Origin of the sequence: Lysobacter sp. cf310, from assembly GCF_900114355.1 — a bacterium.
GTDB lineage: Bacteria > Pseudomonadota > Gammaproteobacteria > Xanthomonadales > Xanthomonadaceae > Lysobacter.
This window is the reverse complement of record NZ_FOSS01000004.1, coordinates 168,324-184,824: the sequence shown is the minus strand read 5'-3', so window position 1 is coordinate 184,824 and position 16,501 is coordinate 168,324. Positions and strand designations below refer to the sequence as shown.

At 70.1% G+C, this 16,501-nt stretch carries 9 protein-coding genes; 3 read left to right on the top strand and 6 right to left on the bottom strand.

All coding sequences use genetic code 11. The features are described from left to right. Position 1: 1 nt before the first annotated feature. The 5 genes from BMZ45_RS15310 to glyQ form a co-directional block, all read right to left on the bottom strand. Positions 2-2,203, bottom strand: a complete 2,202-nt coding sequence (locus tag BMZ45_RS15310; protein ID WP_175489095.1) for a M66 family metalloprotease — start codon at positions 2,201-2,203, stop codon at positions 2-4. Positions 2,204-2,399: 196 nt separating this feature from the next. Further along, positions 2,400-6,263 (bottom strand): translocation/assembly module TamB domain-containing protein, encoded by a 3,864-nt coding sequence (locus tag BMZ45_RS15305; protein WP_091637403.1) that lies wholly within the window; start codon positions 6,261-6,263, stop codon positions 2,400-2,402. 42 nt (positions 6,264-6,305) lie between these two features. Further along, positions 6,306-8,306 (bottom strand): autotransporter assembly complex protein TamA, encoded by a 2,001-nt coding sequence (locus tag BMZ45_RS15300; RefSeq protein ID WP_175489094.1) that lies wholly within the window; start codon positions 8,304-8,306, stop codon positions 6,306-6,308. Positions 8,307-8,580: 274 nt separating this feature from the next. After that, complete coding sequence (gene glyS / locus BMZ45_RS15295; RefSeq protein WP_091637402.1) at positions 8,581-10,734, bottom strand: glycine--tRNA ligase subunit beta; 2,154 nt, start codon at positions 10,732-10,734, stop codon at positions 8,581-8,583. Continuing rightward, entirely contained in the window at positions 10,734-11,675 is a 942-nt protein-coding gene (glyQ, locus tag BMZ45_RS15290; RefSeq protein ID WP_091637401.1) for a glycine--tRNA ligase subunit alpha, read from the bottom strand. Before glyQ ends, glyS begins: the two co-directional genes overlap by 1 nt. 79 nt (positions 11,676-11,754) lie before the next feature. On the opposite strand from glyQ, the gene BMZ45_RS15285 reads away from it, so the two are divergent. The 3 genes from BMZ45_RS15285 (at position 11,755) to BMZ45_RS15275 (ending at position 15,213) form a co-directional block, all read left to right on the top strand. Next, on the top strand, positions 11,755-13,572 hold the full coding sequence (locus BMZ45_RS15285; protein WP_091637400.1) for a GspE/PulE family protein: 1,818 nt from the start codon (positions 11,755-11,757) through the stop codon (positions 13,570-13,572). After that, entirely contained in the window at positions 13,569-14,297 is a 729-nt protein-coding gene (locus BMZ45_RS15280; RefSeq protein ID WP_091637399.1) for a glutamine amidotransferase, read from the top strand. Before BMZ45_RS15285 ends, BMZ45_RS15280 begins: the two co-directional genes overlap by 4 nt. 64 nt (positions 14,298-14,361) lie before the next feature. Further along, positions 14,362-15,213 carry a BPSS1780 family membrane protein gene (locus tag BMZ45_RS15275; protein WP_091637398.1) on the top strand — a complete coding sequence of 284 codons (852 nt, stop codon included), beginning with the start codon at positions 14,362-14,364 and terminating at the stop codon, positions 15,211-15,213. Between the two features lie 68 nt (positions 15,214-15,281). On the opposite strand, the gene BMZ45_RS15270 is transcribed toward BMZ45_RS15275, so the two are convergent. Next, on the bottom strand, positions 15,282-16,496 hold the full coding sequence (locus BMZ45_RS15270; protein WP_091637397.1) for an MFS transporter: 1,215 nt from the start codon (positions 16,494-16,496) through the stop codon (positions 15,282-15,284). Positions 16,497-16,501: the final 5 nt, after the last annotated feature.

The following is a 16,501-nucleotide window of genomic DNA, read 5'->3' as shown; positions in this document are numbered from 1 at the left end:
ATCAGCGCCGCAGCATGCGAGGCAGGGTCTGGCGCATATCGAACCGAGGCGGCTGCGGCGGAGCGGCCCCGTCCGGCCGCGCGCTGGCGCACAGCGGCGCCGGCAATGCCGAACGCGGCGCGGCGATCGTCGCCAGTTCGGTGCAGGCGCCGTCGTCGCCGCGCGCGCCCGCGGTTTGCGCGCGCATCGCGACGGGCACGCCTGGCGCGGCCGGTACGCCGCCGGTGGCGTGCGGCGTGTCGCCCAATTCGATGTGCTCGCGGGAGACGAGCACGGTCGGGTTGGCCGACAGGCCTTCCCAGGCACGCGGCGTGTCGAGCAGTTCGATCTTGCGCAGCATCACTTCGCCGGGAACATTGATCACCCAGGTGCGGAAGCTCGCGCCGTCCTTGGGATTGCTCGCGTTCGCGGGCGGCGCCGTCATCGGGCCCCACCAGGAGCGAAAGCCGCCTTGCAGCAATACGTGGCGCACGTTGCCGTCGACGTAGGTCAGGCGCAGGCTGTAGTCGCAGCCGCTGGCGTGGCAATACCAGGGGACCGGACCGGTGTTGGGCACGATGCTGGCGCGCTGCGCCGCATCGGTGGGGTCGATCGTACGCAGCAGGTTGCCGCGGTGGCTCAGCACCGGATAGATCTGCGAGACCTGCGGCGTGCCGGCCAGGCTGTAAGAAATCGCGATGGCGTGCACCGGCACGTCGCGCCGCAACGGCAGCCCGCCGTCCAGGCCGTACAGGCCCTTGTCGGTGGTGGTCCGGTCGACGTTGACCCAACGCCGATCCAGGCTGTCCCAACGCTTGTAGCCGCCGGCGAAGGCGGCATCGGCGACGATGCTGCCGCCGTCGTACACGCGCCGACCCTGATCGTCGTTGCGCGCGACGCCCTCGAAATGCCGTTGCATCATGGCGGTGCTGTAGTCGGAGAAGGTGGCGAAGCGATAGCCGGCCGCCTCGTCTCCGGAGCCGCTCTGCATCGGGTCTTGCTTGATGCAGCGCCCTTGAGCGTCGAGCTGGCGCGGCGTGCCGGCGAAGGTGTCGCCGCGGCAGGTGCTGTAGCGCGACGCGGTGGTCGGCACGAACGGCGCCAGGAACTGCTTGCGCGTGCTGTCGTAGCCCCAGGCCGATCCATTGAGGCTGCCGGCCAGATACGGATAGCGGCCGCCCTTGTAGCCGTCGTCCTGATGCGGCAGGCCCATGGCGTGGCCCTGCTCGTGCACGAAGATCCCGCGGTAGTTGTGATCGCCGACGCCGGTATCTCCGCCGACCGTGCCCAGGCCGCCGCCGGGGCTGCGGTACACGCGGTTGGCATCGAACATGATCAAGGGTGCGTAGTACTGCACCGGACCATTGCCTTCGCCGTTGGCGTCGAGCAGGCCGCCCAGCACGTCGAGCACCGCGCCCATCAACTCATACCCGGCTTGTTCCTCGTTGGTGTTGTGAGCGACGTAGGCCGGCCGGCCGCCGGAGGGCCCGACCACCAGGATCGGCCATTGCGCGAGCCGCGCCGGATGGTTTTGCGCAACCACGCTGGCGACCGGCCACTTGGCGTAGAGCTCGTCGACCGTGGCCGCATTGGGCACCGCGGTGGTGCTGAGCGGGATCGAATTGAGTTCGTTGGCGCCGAACAGATAGAAGGGCAGCACGCGCAGGGTGACCGGGCTGTCGGCACCGATCGACGGCGAGCGGAACGCGCCGGTGCTGTAATTGTCGGCGCTTGCGCGCAATTGCAGGCCCGGTGCCAGCCAGGACGCCGGCAGCGTGGCGCTGAGCGCGCCGTACGGGTGGGCCGGGCCCGCGGCTTCGGTCGGCGGCGTCGCGCCGCTCAGCGCGATCGAGCCCAGCTGCTGGCCGCCGCGCCAGGCTTCGATTCTCGGATTGACGGCGTTGTCCGCCGCCAGCTTGACCAGGACCAGCGCTTCGCGATTGCCGACCGCATGCAGTTCTTCCTTGGCGTTGGCCAGGGTCCATTGCAGGCCCGCCTCGGGCATGACGTGGGTCTGCGCCAGGTGCAGCTGCACGATCTCCAAGGGCGTGGCGAAGGGCACCGCTTGCGGCGCGGTGGGCGTCGCCATCGACATACCGGTGGCCGCACCGGCGCCAGTCGCGGCCGTTTCCTCGGGAGTAGCGCCTTCCTGTTGCGCGCCGGGCGTGCAGGCGATCAGGCATAGCGTGGCCGTCAAAGCGGCGGCGAGTCGATGAGTGCGCATGGGGTCCCGGATCGTTGAAGCGCGGCCGTCGCGCCGCGCGCAAATCTTGGGCCCTGCGGGCACGCGAAAGCGATGGCGGCGGCGCTCGCTGCCACGGTTGCGCTGTGATGCAGTTCGCGAATCGAGCGCAAGCCGGCTCGACGCCAGCGCGTTGAATCCTTCGGCGCGCCGAAACGAAAGTTTTCTGGCGTGCGGCTTACTTTTCCTTGCGCCAGTTGATCGAAGCGCGGTTCTCGATCGTGCTGGATTCGATCTCGATGTCGAAACCCTTGCGCAGCAGATACTTCAGCGTCAGCACCTGGCCGGTGCCGAGCAGGGACACGCCGTAGCCCACGTACAGACGCGGCGACAGGTATTTGCCCACGCCCAGCACCGAGCCGCCGAGCGCGCGGCTTTCCATCACGCCGGCGTCGTCCAGGCCGATCTTGGCGCCCAGCTGCGAGGCCAGCAGGCTGCCGCCGGCCGAGAGCGCGGCGCTGGCGGCGTTGAGCTGGCGGCTCTCGTCGCCGCTGGCGCTGGACAGCGGGCGGCCTAGCGCGAGATACGCCAGCGCTTCGGACTGCGAGCTGGCCGGGTTCGACCACACGTTCACCTGCGGCGCGCTGGCGCGACCGCTGATGTCGACGCCGGCGGTGACTTCGCCGACTTCACGTTCGGCGCGCACGTCGAGGATGGGATCGGACACCGGCCCGTTCGACCACGCCAAGTGGCCGCGGGTGATCTGCAACTTCTGGCCGTAGGCGCGGTAGCGGCCGTCGACATCGAGGCGGCCGCTCGCGGTCATCTCGCGGCCGGGACGCGCGCGCACGCGCATCTGGCCTTCCAGGCTGCCGTCCAGGCCGAAGCCGTTGAGCTTGACGTCCTTGCCCAGGGCGAGGGTCAGGTCCAGATCCAGCGGCGAATCGCCGGTGTCTTCCGGATCCGCGGGGTCGAGCACGACCACGTCCGGCGAGGCTGACACGCCCTGGTCCAATCGCTCCAGATCGATGCGCGCCGACGGAATCGCGACCGTGCCGGTGACCTGCAGCGGCTGCTTGGCGGCGTAGCGCACGGTCAGATCGGGGTCGGCGACCGCGCGCAGATCGCGCGTGTCCGACATCAATACGTTCTTGCCGCGCAGGTTCAGCACCAGCGGGGTGTCGTCGCCCTGCCAACCCAGGCTGCCGTCGATGTTGAGCGTGCCCTCGCCCGAGCGCACGCTGCCGACGATGCGCGCGGTGCCGTCGGCTTGCGCGTCCAGGCGCACGTCGCCGTTCTGCAGCGCGATCGCCAGCGCCGGCAGTTCGGTGCTGAACTCGCTCAGGCGCGCCTGTCCGCTCAGGCGCGGTGCGTCGCGGGTGCCGCTCAGGCCGATACGACCGTCGAGCTTGCCCTTGGGTTCGACGATGTCGGGCGAGAACAGCTCGACCCAGGTCAGCTCGTCGGTGTTGAGCGCGATGTCGCCTTCCAGCGGCGAGTAGGCGTCCCAGCCGGTGGCGATGCGCGCGTCGAGGCGGCCGTCGTCGTTGACCACCGCGTCCAGGTCGGCCTCGATGCGGCGCGGGTCGAACGTCGCGCGCAGGCTGAGGTTGCTGTAGCGCACCGGTTCGCGGCGTGCGCGTTCGCTGAACTTCATGCCGCCGCCGGCCGACGTCACCGTGGCCTGGCCGCGCCAGGCGTTGCCCACCGGGCGCAACTCGCCGTCGATCGCGATCTCGCCGCGCAGCACCCACGGCCGCTTGTCGGCGCGCTCGGGCAGATAGGGTTGCGCCAGCGTCAGCGGCAGGCCCTGGCCTTTGACGTCCAGTCCGCGTCGCGGCCAGTCGGCATTCGCGCACAGCGAGCCGCCGCCGCTGGAGGCCAGGCAGGCGTTGCTGAGCGCACCATTCCTGCCGTCCCAACGGAACTGCGCGGCTTGTTGCAGGCGCCAGGAAGCGCCCTTGCTCGGCGCCAGTTGCAGCGTCGCCAACGCGCCCTGCCAGGTCGCGCCGCGCTTGTCGGCGTGGCCGGACAGCTCCAGCGTGCCGATCTCGCCGCGTGCATTGCCCTGCAGCTGCAGCGACTCGACCGCGCCGCGCGCGTCGATCGCGATCGTGTCCATCGGCAGGCCGGCGTCCAGTCCGCTCGCGCGTACTTCGATCGCGCCGCCGCGCCCGGTCCAAGGCAGCCGGCCCTTGGCTAGCAGGGTCTCGGCGCGGTAGTCGCCGTACTTCAGGCCGCTGCCGCTGAGGTCGGCGTCGATGTTGGGCGCGGTGCGCGCGCCGCTGAGCTTGAGCGTGCCGCGCAGGCTGCCGGCGGTGTCGGGCAGCAGGTCGTTGAGTTGCAGCGGCGAGAACTTGGCGTCCACGTCCAGGGTATTGGCGAGCTTGCCCTTGGCGTCGATGCGGCTGCCGCCCAGCGACAACGCGACCTCGCCTTCAAAGGCGTCGTCGCTCTTGCCGGTGGCGGCGCCGTGCATGAGGAAACGGCCACGGCCCTGCAGCGGACGATCGCGCAGGCGGCCGCCGAGTTGGCTGGCGTCGACCGCGATCTCCAGGCCGCCGTCGCCGCGCGTGTCGCCGCGCGTGACCAGCTTGCCGTTGACCGCGCCCTTCCAGTCGGGCGCGAAATAGCCAGGATCGAAGCCGGCCAGGGTGGCGTCGAAGTTCCAGCCCAGCTTGGGCGCCCAGGCCACGTCGCCCTTGCCGTCGAGGCGGCCGGTCGGCATCTGCGCCTGCAGCGCCTTGAGCTTCATGCCCTGCTCGTTGCCTAGGCCATCGAAGCGCACCGTTGCGACTTGTTTGTCGCGTTCGATGCGCGCGTTGCCGATCGCGGCCCAGGCTTTGACCGTGCCGGCAAAACCGAGGTCGGCGTCGGCGACGATCGCCGGCGTGGTCGCGGCGGCGGGCGCCACCGGCGTTTTCGCGGTGGGCGCGGGCGCGGTGCCGCCCCAGCGCAGTCCGCGCGCGTTGACCGCGAACTTGAAACGGCCGTTCTCGGCGTCGGTGAAGTCGGCGTGGCCGCGCAGGGTTGCGGTGCCGTCGAAGATGCGCAGGGCCAGCGGCTGCACGTCCAGTACCTGTTCTTCCAACCTGACCTTGGACGGCAGGATTTCGGCGCGCAGATCGCCTTGCGCGAAGCTGCCGCTGAGCTCGGCCGCGCCGCCGACGCCGTGCATGTCGAACTGCGCCGCCAGCGGCGTTTCGCTGGGTTCGGCGTCGGCCGACAGCAGCAGGCCGAGGTCGAGCGCATCGGCCTTGGCGCGCACCTGCCAGCGCGGATCGTCCTTGCCGCGCAAGGTCGCGGTGGCGCGCACCGGGCCGGGCGCGTAACCGGAGATCGCGACGTTCATGCGCGACAGGTCGCCCTTCGCGACCAGGCCCAGGCGCGGCGGCGTGCGGCCGGCGCGCGCCGGCAGCACCGCGGTGGCGACCAGGTCGGTGCGGTAGTCGTCGCGCGGCACGTACTCGCCGTGCAGGGTGATGCGCGCGCGGTCGCTGTCGATCGCGAGCTTCTCCACTTTGAGCTGGCCGCTCTGCGCATCCAGGCCGCCGCGCAGGCGGCGGATGTCGATGATGTGCTCGCCGGCCTGGCTGACCTTCATGCGGTCCACGCGCACGTCGTCGGCCTGCAGCGACAGCGGCGGCGCGATGTCGGGCAGCACATCGGGCCAGCTCGGCAGCTTGAAAGGCTCCTTGCTCTTGGGCACGTCCAGGGTCGCATCCTCGACCTGCAGCGCGTCCAGGCGCAGCTTGCGGCCCAGCAGCGGACGGATCGCGGTGTCGACGTAGACGCGCTCGGCGCGGAAGTCGATGCCCTCGTAACTGAAATGCACGCCGCGCAAGGTCAGCGGGCCCGAGGCCGGGCCGTCGGCGTCGCGCCAGGTGAAGCTGGCGTTGGCGGGCAGACGCGCCTTGATCTGGTTCAACAGCACGTCGCGGCCGCCGACCGTGGCCAGCAGCCAGTACGCCGCGAACGCGATCAGCAGGGTCAGCGCGCCGGCGACGAAGCTGCTGCGCCAGGCCCAGCGGCGCGCGGCCGCGCGTCGGCGCTGGCGGCGCTCGGCGAGCAGTTCTGCGGCGGTCTTAGGCGTGTCGCTCATGTCCGTGTGCGGTCTGTCCTGGGGCGTGGATCGCGCGGCGCGTCAGAGATCGGCGCCGATGTTGAGATAAAGCTGGAAGCCCGAATCCGGATCGTTGAGGCCGCGCGCGATGTCCACGCGCAGCGGCCCCACCGGCGACCGCCAGCGCAGGCCGACGCCGACACCGGTGTGCCAATCGGGCGTGCCGTCGAACGCGCTGCCGCTGTCGACGAACACCGCCGCGCCCCAGCTGTCGTTGAAGTACTGCTCGAACTCGATGCTGCCGGTGGCGACGTTCTTCGCGCCCAGCGCGTACTGCTTGCCGTCGTTGCCGGGAATGCGCGGGCCGACTTCGCGCCAGGCATAGCCGCGGATGCTGCGGTCGCCGCCGGCGAAGAAGCGCAGGCTGGGCGGCATGTCGATCAGGGCGTCGGTGAAGGTGTGGCCGAGCTCGCCGCGCGCGATCAGGCGGCTGCGCGCGCCCATGCCGCGGTACCAGCGCGCGCTGGCGTGGGCCTGGGCGAAGCTGGCGTCGGAGCCGGCGCCCTCGACGCCACCGCGCAGCATCACGGTCGCGCCGAAGGCGTTGCGCGGATAGATGCGGTCGTCGGCATTGACGTATTCGGCGCGCAGCGAGGGATAGGTGAAGGTGGCGCTGCGATAGTCGACCGGGGTGCTGGCGTCGTCGTCGTCGTCGATCGCATAGGCCCAGCGTTCGCGCAGCACGTGCACGGACGCGGTCGCGTTCCAGTGGCGATCGATCTGACCGCTGCGGCTGGCGACGATCTCGATCCGGCGCGAGTCGATGTAGTCGGTCTGTTCGTCGGCGAGCTGGGCGCTGACGGTGTACCAGCCGTCCAGCCAAGTGAAGGCCGGGATGCGGTACTGCAGGGTCGCGGTCTTGCGCTTCTCGGCCCAGTCGACCTGGGCCAGCGCCTTGTGGCCGCGATCGTTGACGTAGCGGCGCTCCACGCCCATGCGCACGCCGGCGCCGCTGTCGGTGCCGAAGCTCAGGCCGGCGGTGTAGATGCTGCGCTTGGCCGGGGTCAGGGTGACCTTGACCGGCACTTCGCCGTCGACCGCGTTTTCCGGCTGCGGTTCGATGTCGATGCTGGCGAAATAATCCAGCCGCGCCAGCGATTCGCGGAAGCGGTCGAGCTTGCCCTGGTGGTAGTAGCTGCCCTGTTCCCAGTACACCAGTTTGTCGAGCAGGCTGTCGCGGATGATGCGCTTGGGCGTCTGCTCGAACGTGATCGGGCCCATGTCGTAGCGGTCGCCGCTGCTCCAGACCAGGTCGATATCGGCGGCGCGCTCGGCGCGCGTGACCTCGACCCGGCGCGAGGTGAAGTCGGCGTCGAAATAACCGCGCTCGGCCAGGCGGCGGGTGATCTTGGTCTTGGCCGCCTCATAGATCGCGTGATTGAACACGTCGCCTACGTCGGGCTTGAACGCGGCCAGGTCTTCCTTGAGATAACGGTCCTCGCTGCCGGCGCCGAGGATGGCCACGTCGGAGCGACGCACGCGCACCGGCTCGCCCTTGTCGACCGTGATGACCACCACGACCTTGGCGTTGGAGCGCGGCGCGGGCGCATTGGGATCGTTGGGGTCGGGCGTGGTCGCGCTGGCATTGGCACGCTCGGCGCGCGCGAGCGCCTCACTGGGTGTGGCGACCGCGGAGTCGGCCTGTGCCGGTTCCGCGTTGGCGGCGCCGGCCTCCGCCGACGCGGCGGGCGCGGCAGTGGCGTCGGCCGCGGGCGTTGCGCCCGGACCGCGTGCGTTGCCGCCGGTGCGGGTGTCCTCGACCTTGATGGTGGGCGAGTAGTAACCGAACGGCTCCAGCGCTTCGCGGGTCTCGTTCTCGGCCTCGCGCAACAGATAGCCCAGGCGCCGGCCCGACACGTCCTTGCCGATCGCGTCCACCAGCGACAGCGAGGTGCGGACGTTGATCGTCATGGGCTCGTCCAGCCCGTGGATCTCCACCGAGGTCACGGTGGCGGCCTGGGCCACGCCGGCGGCACCAAGGGTCAGGGCGGCGGCGAGGGCGAGGCGGGGGAACGGGGGCATGCGGGCAGGATAACCAACGAAGACGGGCATTGCTTGCGCGCGCGTGGCGGCCGAGCATCGTGTTAAGCGCGCGTGATGCAATGTGCAGGCGTATCGAATGCATACCTACACCCCTTTGCATTTTGCTTCCCCCTTTGGAAAAGGGGGCGAGGGGGGATTTGCTTCTAAGCGTCAGAGCACCAGCAACAGCGAATCCCCTGCGCGGGCTACGCGCCCGCTGCCACCTTTTTCCAAGGGGGCAGCAGCGCGGCGCGTGGCTCAGCGCGGTTGCGATTCAGATCGACAGATGCTCGATCGCCGCGACGCTGCCGAGGCGGTCCGACAGACGCTTGAGCAGGGCCAGGCGATTGTTGCGCACGGCCGGATCGTCGACGTTGACCATCACGCCATCGAAGAACGCGTCCACCTGCGGGCGCAGGCGCGCGAGGCGGCCGAGCACGGCGACGTAGTCGCGCTGCGCGAGCAGCGGATCGGTGTCGGCGACGGCGGCGTCCACCGCTTCGGCCAGCTCGCGTTCGGCGTTCTCGGCGAACAGCGCCGGATCGATCGCGGTCGGCAGCTCGCCTTCGACCTTCTTGAGGATGTTGCGGATGCGCTTGTTGGCCGCGGCCAGGGCTTCGGCTTCGGGCAGCTTGGCGAATTCGGCGATGGCCTTGAGGCGACGGTCGAGATCGACCAGCGAACCCAGGCGCAGCGCCGACACCGCTTCGAATTGCTGCGCGGGCACGCCCTGGTCGGCGTAGTAGCCGCGCAGACGGTCGTAGACGAAGTCCTGCAGCTCGGCGATCTGTTCGGCGGCGCTGCGCGCGTCGCTTTTGGGCGCGCCGCTGCGCTTGCCGTCGTCCTTGCTCAGCAGCTCGTTGCGCGCGATCGCTTCGGCCGCGGCGTTGTGGCCGCTGTCCAGCGAGCGCAGCAGGTCCAGGTCGAGCACGCCCTCGATCAGCGTGCGTGCCAGCGCCAAGGCATTGCGCCGCAGCGCGAACGGGTCCTTGTTGCCGGTCGGCTTGAGGCCCGCGGCGAAGCCGCCGGCCAGCGTGTCCAGGCGCTCGGCGATCGCCAGCACCTGGCCCAGCTTGGACGGCGCGATCGCGTCGCCGGCGTAGCGCGGCATGTAGGCTTCGTCGAGCGCGGCGGCCAGTTCCAGCGGTTGGTTCTCGACCGCGGCGTAGTAGCGACCGGCGATGCCCTGCAGCTCCGGGAACTCGTTGACCAGGCGCGACTGCAAGTCGGCCTTGGACAGTTCCGCCGCGCGGCGCGCGAGCTGGGGATCCACGCCCGCAGCCTCGGCCACCGCTTCGGCCAGCGCGGCCACGCGCGCGACCTTGTCGGCGACGGTGCCCAGCTTGTCCTGGTACTTGACCGTCTTCAGGCCTTCGTTCATCGAGGCCAGGCCTTGCTTCATGTCCTCGACGAAGAAGAACTTGGCGTCGGCGAAGCGCGGACGGATCACCCGCTCGTAGCCCTTGCGCACTTCCGACTCGTCGCGGCTTTCGATGTTGGCGATGCCGACGAAGCGCTCGCTGAGCTTGCCGCTCGCGTCCAGCACCGGGAAGAACTTCTGGTTCGCTTCCATGGTCGCGATCAGCGCTTCCTGCGGCACCGCCAGGAACTCGGCCTCGAAGCCGCAGGCGATCGCCTTGGGCCATTCGGTCAGGCCGTTGACCTCTTCCAGGATACCGTCGTCGATGCGCGCGCTGCCGCCGTGGGCATGAGCGGCGCTCTGCACTTCCAGCACGATGCGCTCGCGGCGCTCGTCCGGATCGACCAGCACCTTGGCGCCGCGCAGGAACTCGACATAGTCGGTCGGGGTGCTGAACCACACCGGCTTGTCGTGCATGAAGCGGTGGCCGCGGCTCATGCGGTCGCTGCGCACGCCCAGCACTTCGGCCTCGACCACGTCCTTGCCCAGCAGCACGACCAGCCAATGCGCGGGACGCGCGAAGCCGTAGTCGTGATCGCCCCAGCGCATCGGCTTGGGAATCGGCATGGCGATGAGCGCGTCGCGGATCACGTCCTGCAGCAGGTCGCGGGTCTGCGCGCCGGGCTTGGTGGCGCGGTGGACGAAACGCTCGCCCTTGTTGTCGCTGGTCTTCTCCAGCTGCGTCCAGTCGATGCCAGCCTTGGCGGCGAAGCCCTGCAGGGCCTTGGTCGGCTGGCCGTCGGCGTCGAGGGCGATGTTGAGATAGGGGCCCAGCACTTCCGACTTCTGCTCGGGCTGCTCGACGGCGACGCCGGGCAGCAGCACGGCCAGGCGGCGCGGGGTGTACAGCGGTTTGGCGCCGTCGCGGTCGAAGGCGATGCCGCGCTTGGCCAGGCCGTCGATGACGCCGTCGAAGAAGGCCTGGGCCAGACCGGGCAGGGCCTTGACCGGCAGTTCCTCGGTGCCCAGCTCGATCAGCAGCGGCTGCAGGGAGGTGGCGTCGGACATCACGCGGCCTCCTGCGCATCGGCGCGCTTCAAGCCGGGGAAGCCCAGCTTCTCGCGTTGCGCGTGATAGGCCTCGGCCACGCCCTGAGCGATGCGGCGCACGCGCAGGATGTAGCGCTGGCGTTCGGTCACGCTGATCGCGCGGCGCGCATCGAGCAGGTTGAAGGAATGGCTGGCCTTGCAGACCTGGTCGTAGGCCGGCAGCGGCAGGCCGAGTTCGATCAGCTTCAGCGCCTCGCGCTCGCAGGCGTCGAAGCGGTGGAACAGTTCGGCCACGTCGGCATGCTCGAAGTTGTAGGCGCTTTGTTCGACTTCGTTCTGGTGATAGACGTCGCGGTAGGTCACCGGCGTGCCATCCGGCCCGTAGGTCCACACCAGGTCGAACACGTTGTCGACGTTCTGCAAATACATGCACAGGCGCTCGAGACCGTAGGTGATCTCGCCCAGCACCGGCCGGCACTCCAGGCCGCCGGCCTGCTGGAAATACGTGAACTGGGTCACTTCCATGCCGTTGAGCCAGACTTCCCAGCCCAGGCCCCAGGCGCCCAGCGTCGGCGATTCCCAGTTGTCCTCGACCAGGCGCAGGTCGTGCACCAGCGGATCCACGCCCAGCGCCTTGAGCGAATCGAAGTACAGCTCGACGATGTTGTCGGGGCTGGGCTTCATCGCCACCTGGTACTGGTAGTAGCGCTGCAGGCGGTTGGGGTTTTCGCCGTAGCGGCCGTCGGTGGGACGGCGGCAGGGCTGCACGTAGGCCGCATTCCACGGCTCCGGGCCCAGCGCGCGCAGGAACGTGGCCGGATGGAAGGTGCCGGCACCGACTTCCAGGTCGAGAGGCTGGATCAGCACGCAGCCCTGATCGGCCCAATAGGCGTTCAGGCGCTGGATGAGCTGCTGGAACGTGGGTGCGTTCGTCCCTGTCGCTGGCGATTTCGCAGACATGTTCAAAGAGTGCCCTGCACGGGGCGCGCTAGTATAGCGGCCGCCCCCATGATGTCTGAGCAGGCAGGAGCGGTACCCGGTGGAATATCGGCAAGGTTCCGAATCCACGGCCGCGCCCGGTCGCGGCGCGCCGCGTCTGCCGCCGGGCCGGTTGAGCCTGGAACGCGTGGCCGCGGCCCTGGCCGAGGACGGCCTGATCGGCCCGGACGACGTCAAGCGCGTGCAGCTGCCGGCCGGCGCCCGCCACGCCAGCGACGTCCACCCGCTGGTCCTGATCGCCAACCTCAAGCTCGCCTCCGGCCAGACCCCGGGCACCGATCTGGGCCTGGAGCGGCTGAGCGAGTGGCTGGCCCAGGTCACCGGCCTGCGCTACCTGCGCATCGACCCGACCCGCGTGGACGTGCCGGCCGCGACCGCGGTGGTCTCGCATGCGTATGCGCGCCGGCACCGGATTCTGCCGCTGGCGGTGAGCGCCGACCGCGTGCTGATCGCCACCAGCGAGCCCAACGACCTGGACTGGCTGCCCGACGTGCGCCACCTGACCCGGCGCGAGATCGAGCTGGCGGTGGTCAATCCGCTGGACCTGCACCGCTACACCATGGAGTTCTTCGGGGTGACGCGCTCGGTGCGCGGCGCCCGCGACGGCAATCGCGAACAGAACACCGGCATGCCCAGCTTCGAGCAGCTGGTCGAGCTGGGCCGGGTCGGCGAGGTCGGCGCCGACGACCACCACATCGTCCACATCGTCGATTGGCTGCTGCAGTACGCCAACGAGCAGCGCGCGTCCGACATCCATCTGGAACCGCGCCGCGACATCGGCCGGGTGCGGTTCCGCATCGACGGCGTGATGCACAAGGTGTTCGAGATGCCGCCGCCGGTGATGAACGCGGTGGTCAGCCGCATCAAGGTGCTGGGCCGCATGGACCTGGCCGAGCGCCGGCGCCCGCAGGACGGCCGCATCAAGACGCGCTCGCCGGGCGGGCGCGAGGTCGAAATGCGTCTGTCGACCATGCCCACCGCGTTCGGCGAGAAGTGCGTGGCGCGTTTGTTCGATCCCGACACCGCGCTCAAGTCGATCGACCAACTGGGTTTCAGCGCCCAGGAATCGGCCGGCTGGAACGACCTGGTGCAGCGCCCGCACGGCATCGTGCTGGTCACCGGGCCGACCGGCTCGGGCAAGACCACCACCCTGTATTCCACCCTCAAGCAGCTGGCGACGCCGGACGTGAACGTCTGCAGCGTCGAGGACCCGATCGAAATGATCGCGCCCGAGTTCAACCAGATGCAGGTGCAGCCGTCGATCGACCTGGACTTCGCCAGCGGCGTGCGCACCCTGCTGCGCCAGGATCCCGACATCATCATGATCGGCGAGATCCGCGACCTGGAGACCGCGCAGATGGCGGTGCAGGCCGCGCTGACCGGCCACCTGGTGTTGTCGACCCTGCACACCAACGACGCCGCCTCGGCGATCACCCGCCTGCTCGACTTGGGCGTGCCGCATTACCTGGTCGCGTCCACGCTCAACGGCGTGCTCGCGCAGCGCCTGGTGCGCACCCTGTGCCCGCACTGCAAGCGGCCCAGCCCCCTGGGCGAGGCCGAATGGCAGACCCTGCTGGGCCTCGGCCAGGCGCCGCCCTCCGGCGCCGGCGCGCAGGCCCCGGTCGGCTGCCTGGAATGCCGCCGCACCGGCTACCTGGGCCGGGTCGGCCTGTACGAACTGCTGCCGATCACGCCCGCCCTGCGCCGGATGATCCGGCCCGATCTGGACCTGGCCGCGTTCAACCGCGCCGCCGCCGCCGAGGGCGTGCGTTCGCTGCGGGTGGCCGCGGCCGAAAAGGTGGCCTTGGGATTGACTACAATTCCCGAAGTCGTATCGGTATTGCCCCCGCAGGAATGAACAGCGCCCCCTTCTTGATCCTCGAGACCGGTCAGCCGGTCGCCACGATGCGCCGCCACCGCGGCTTTCCGCATTGGATCCGCGTGGCCGCGGGTCTGGAGCGCGACGAGGCGGTGACGGTCAACGTCGAGGCCGGCGAGGCGCTGCCCACGCGCGAGGGCTTCGCCGGCACCATCGTCACCGGCTCCGGCGCCATGGTCACCGACCGCGCCGAGTGGAGCGAGCGCAGCGCGGCCTGGCTGCGCGACGCCGCGCACGCCGGCATGCCGCTGCTGGGCATCTGCTACGGCCACCAGCTGCTCGCGCATGCGCTGGGCGGCGAAGTCGGCGATCACCCGCAAGGCCGCGAGATGGGCACGATCGCGCTGGAGCTGCATGCGCAGGCCAGCGAGGATCCGCTGTTCGGCGGCCTGCCCGCGCGTTTCGAGGCCCAGGCCACGCATCTGCAGACCGTGCTGCGCGCGCCCGACGGCGCGACCGTGCTGGCGCGCTCGGTGCACGACGCCTGCCACGCGTTCCGCTGGGGCGATCGCGCCTGGGGCGTGCAGTTCCATCCCGAATTCAGCGCCACCCACATGCGCGGCTACGTGCAGGCGCGCAAGGTCGCGCTGCAGCGCGAAGGGCATTGCCCGAAGACCATCGCCGGCAACATCACCGCCACGCCGCACGCGCGCCGCGTGCTGCGCCGGTTCGTGCATCACGCGCGCGGCTTGCACGGCCGCTGAAGCGGTCCCGGCGATACGAACGCATGCGGCAACTACAGGCCCTAGGGCCGGGGAACAGATCCGAATGACGCAGATTCGCAAGGTACCGCTCTCGGCCGGAGCGGAATGGGTGCTCGGCGGTTTCGCCCTGCTGCGCAAGGCGCCGGTGGCACTGAGCATACTCGGCCTGATTTGGGGCGGGCTGTCGGCGCTGGCCTCGTTCACCGGCCAGGTCTGGATGAGCCTGGTGCTGGCGGTGCTGGGCCCGATCCTGTTCGGCGGTGTGATCTACGCTGCGCGCGAGGTCGACCAGGGCCGCAGCCCAGCGCCCGGTCACCTGCTGCAAGGTCTGCGCGAAGGCCGCGGCGGCCGTCTGCTGGCGATGCTGCTGCCGCAGCTGATCGCGCTGGCCGTGCTGGTGGTGCTGCTGGTGGTGATGATCGGTCCGGCGCAGCTGGAACACATCGCGCAAGTGATGGAGCAGATGAAGACCAACCCCGACCCCGAGCTCGCCCAGAAGCTGCCGGCGGGCCGGATGATGGGCTGGCTGTTGGTCGCGCTGGTGGTCGGCCTGGTCGCGGGCTTGTTCACTTTCCTCGCGATCCCCGATGTGATGTTCACCGAGCGCGGCGCGTTCGCGGCGATGGCGGTCAGCTTCCGCGCCTGCATGCGCAACCTCGGCGCGCTGCTGATGATGACCCTGCTGCTGTTCATCGCTGTGTTCGCGATGAGCCTGGCCTGCAATCTGCTGATGTACGTGCTGGCGCTGGCGATCGGACAGATGCCGGCGATGTTCGTCGCTCAGCTGCTGCTGATGTCGGTGATGCTGCCGCTGATGGGCGGCGTGGTGTACTACGCTTGGCGCGGTCTGCTCGGCGAAGCGCCCCTGCCGGCGGCGTCGGCCGGCACCGGCAGCGACGGCCATATCGAAGCCTGAGGCCGGGCCGCCAACGCTCCGATCCTGGCATCCGAGGCGCGGCTAAGCGGCCGCGTCGCGACCGAATATCAACACGCCGGCGACTCCAACGGCGCCGCGCGCCGCAGATCGCGGCGCGCCCACAGATAGATCAGCAAGCCCGCCACCGCGGTCGCGGCGCCGATGTAGCCGGTCGAGGTCCAACCGTAGCCGGCCGTGATCGCCATGCCGCCCAGCCAGGGGCCTAGCGCGTTGGCGGCGTTGAAGGCGGAGTGATTGGAGGCCGCGGCCAGGGTCTGGGCATCGGCCGCCACGTCCATCAGATGCGCCTGCAGCACCGGCGCCAGCGCGCCCATGGTGCCGACCGCGACCACCGCCGGCAGCACCGCCCACACCGACTGCGCGGCGATCGGGAAGATCAGCAGCAGCAAGGTCGACCACAGCAGCACCGCCGCCGCGGCGCGGAACTGCAGGCGGTCGAACAGCCAACCGCCGGCGAGATTGCCCAGGATGCCGCCGATGCCGAACGCGATCAGCGCGAACGGCGTCCACGACTCGGGCACGCCGGTGACGTGGATCAGGGTCGGCGCCAGATAGCCGAACACGCAGAACATGCCGGCGAATCCGATCGCGCCTATGCCCAGGGTCAGCCACACCGGCGCGCGATTGAAATCGCGCAGTTCGCGGATCGGGTCCTGACGCGGCTCGGCCGGATCCGGCGGCAGCCAGCGCGCCACCAGCACCACGGTCAGCGCCGCGATCGCGGTGACCAGGCCGAAGGCATAGCGCCAATCCAGCACCTGGCCCAGCCAGGTCGCGAAGGGATTGCCGATCAGCAGCGCGATCGCCAGGCCCAGCAGCGGCCGGCTGACCGCGACGCCGCGTTGCTCGGGCGGGCTGATCGCCGCGGCCACCAGCGCGGCGACGCCGAAGTAGGCGCCGTGCGGCAGGCCGGCGATGAAGCGGAACAGCAGCATGGTCGGATAGTTCGGCGCCAACGCGCTGGCGACGTTGCCCAACGCATAGAACGCCATCAGCGCCAGCAGCAGCGAACGTCTGCTCAGGCGCGCGCCCAGGATCGCCAGCAGCGGCGCGCCCACCACCACGCCCAGCGCATAGGCGCTGATCACATGGCCGACCTGCGGCTCGGTCACCGCCAGGCCGCGCGCGATGTCGGGCATCAGGCCCATCACCACGAACTCGCTGGTGCCGATGGCGAAGCCGCCCATCGCCAGCGCGAACAGGATCAGACCGATCTGGCGCGGCGACAGTGGCTGGGACGTCGGTATGCCGGCATCGGCCATGGCGG

Coding starts and splice junctions, on each gene's coding strand:
- BMZ45_RS15310 (WP_175489095.1), bottom strand. CDS start 2,203: ATGCGCACTCATCGACTCGCCGCCGCTTTGACGGCCACGCTATGCCTG.
- BMZ45_RS15305 (WP_091637403.1), bottom strand. CDS start 6,263: ATGAGCGACACGCCTAAGACCGCCGCAGAACTGCTCGCCGAGCGCCGC.
- BMZ45_RS15300 (WP_175489094.1), bottom strand. CDS start 8,306: ATGCCCCCGTTCCCCCGCCTCGCCCTCGCCGCCGCCCTGACCCTTGGT.
- glyS (WP_091637402.1), bottom strand. CDS start 10,734: ATGTCCGACGCCACCTCCCTGCAGCCGCTGCTGATCGAGCTGGGCACC.
- glyQ (WP_091637401.1), bottom strand. CDS start 11,675: ATGTCTGCGAAATCGCCAGCGACAGGGACGAACGCACCCACGTTCCAG.
- BMZ45_RS15280 (WP_091637399.1), top strand. CDS start 13,569: ATGAACAGCGCCCCCTTCTTGATCCTCGAGACCGGTCAGCCGGTCGCC.
- BMZ45_RS15275 (WP_091637398.1), top strand. CDS start 14,362: ATGACGCAGATTCGCAAGGTACCGCTCTCGGCCGGAGCGGAATGGGTG.
- BMZ45_RS15270 (WP_091637397.1), bottom strand. CDS start 16,496: ATGGCCGATGCCGGCATACCGACGTCCCAGCCACTGTCGCCGCGCCAG.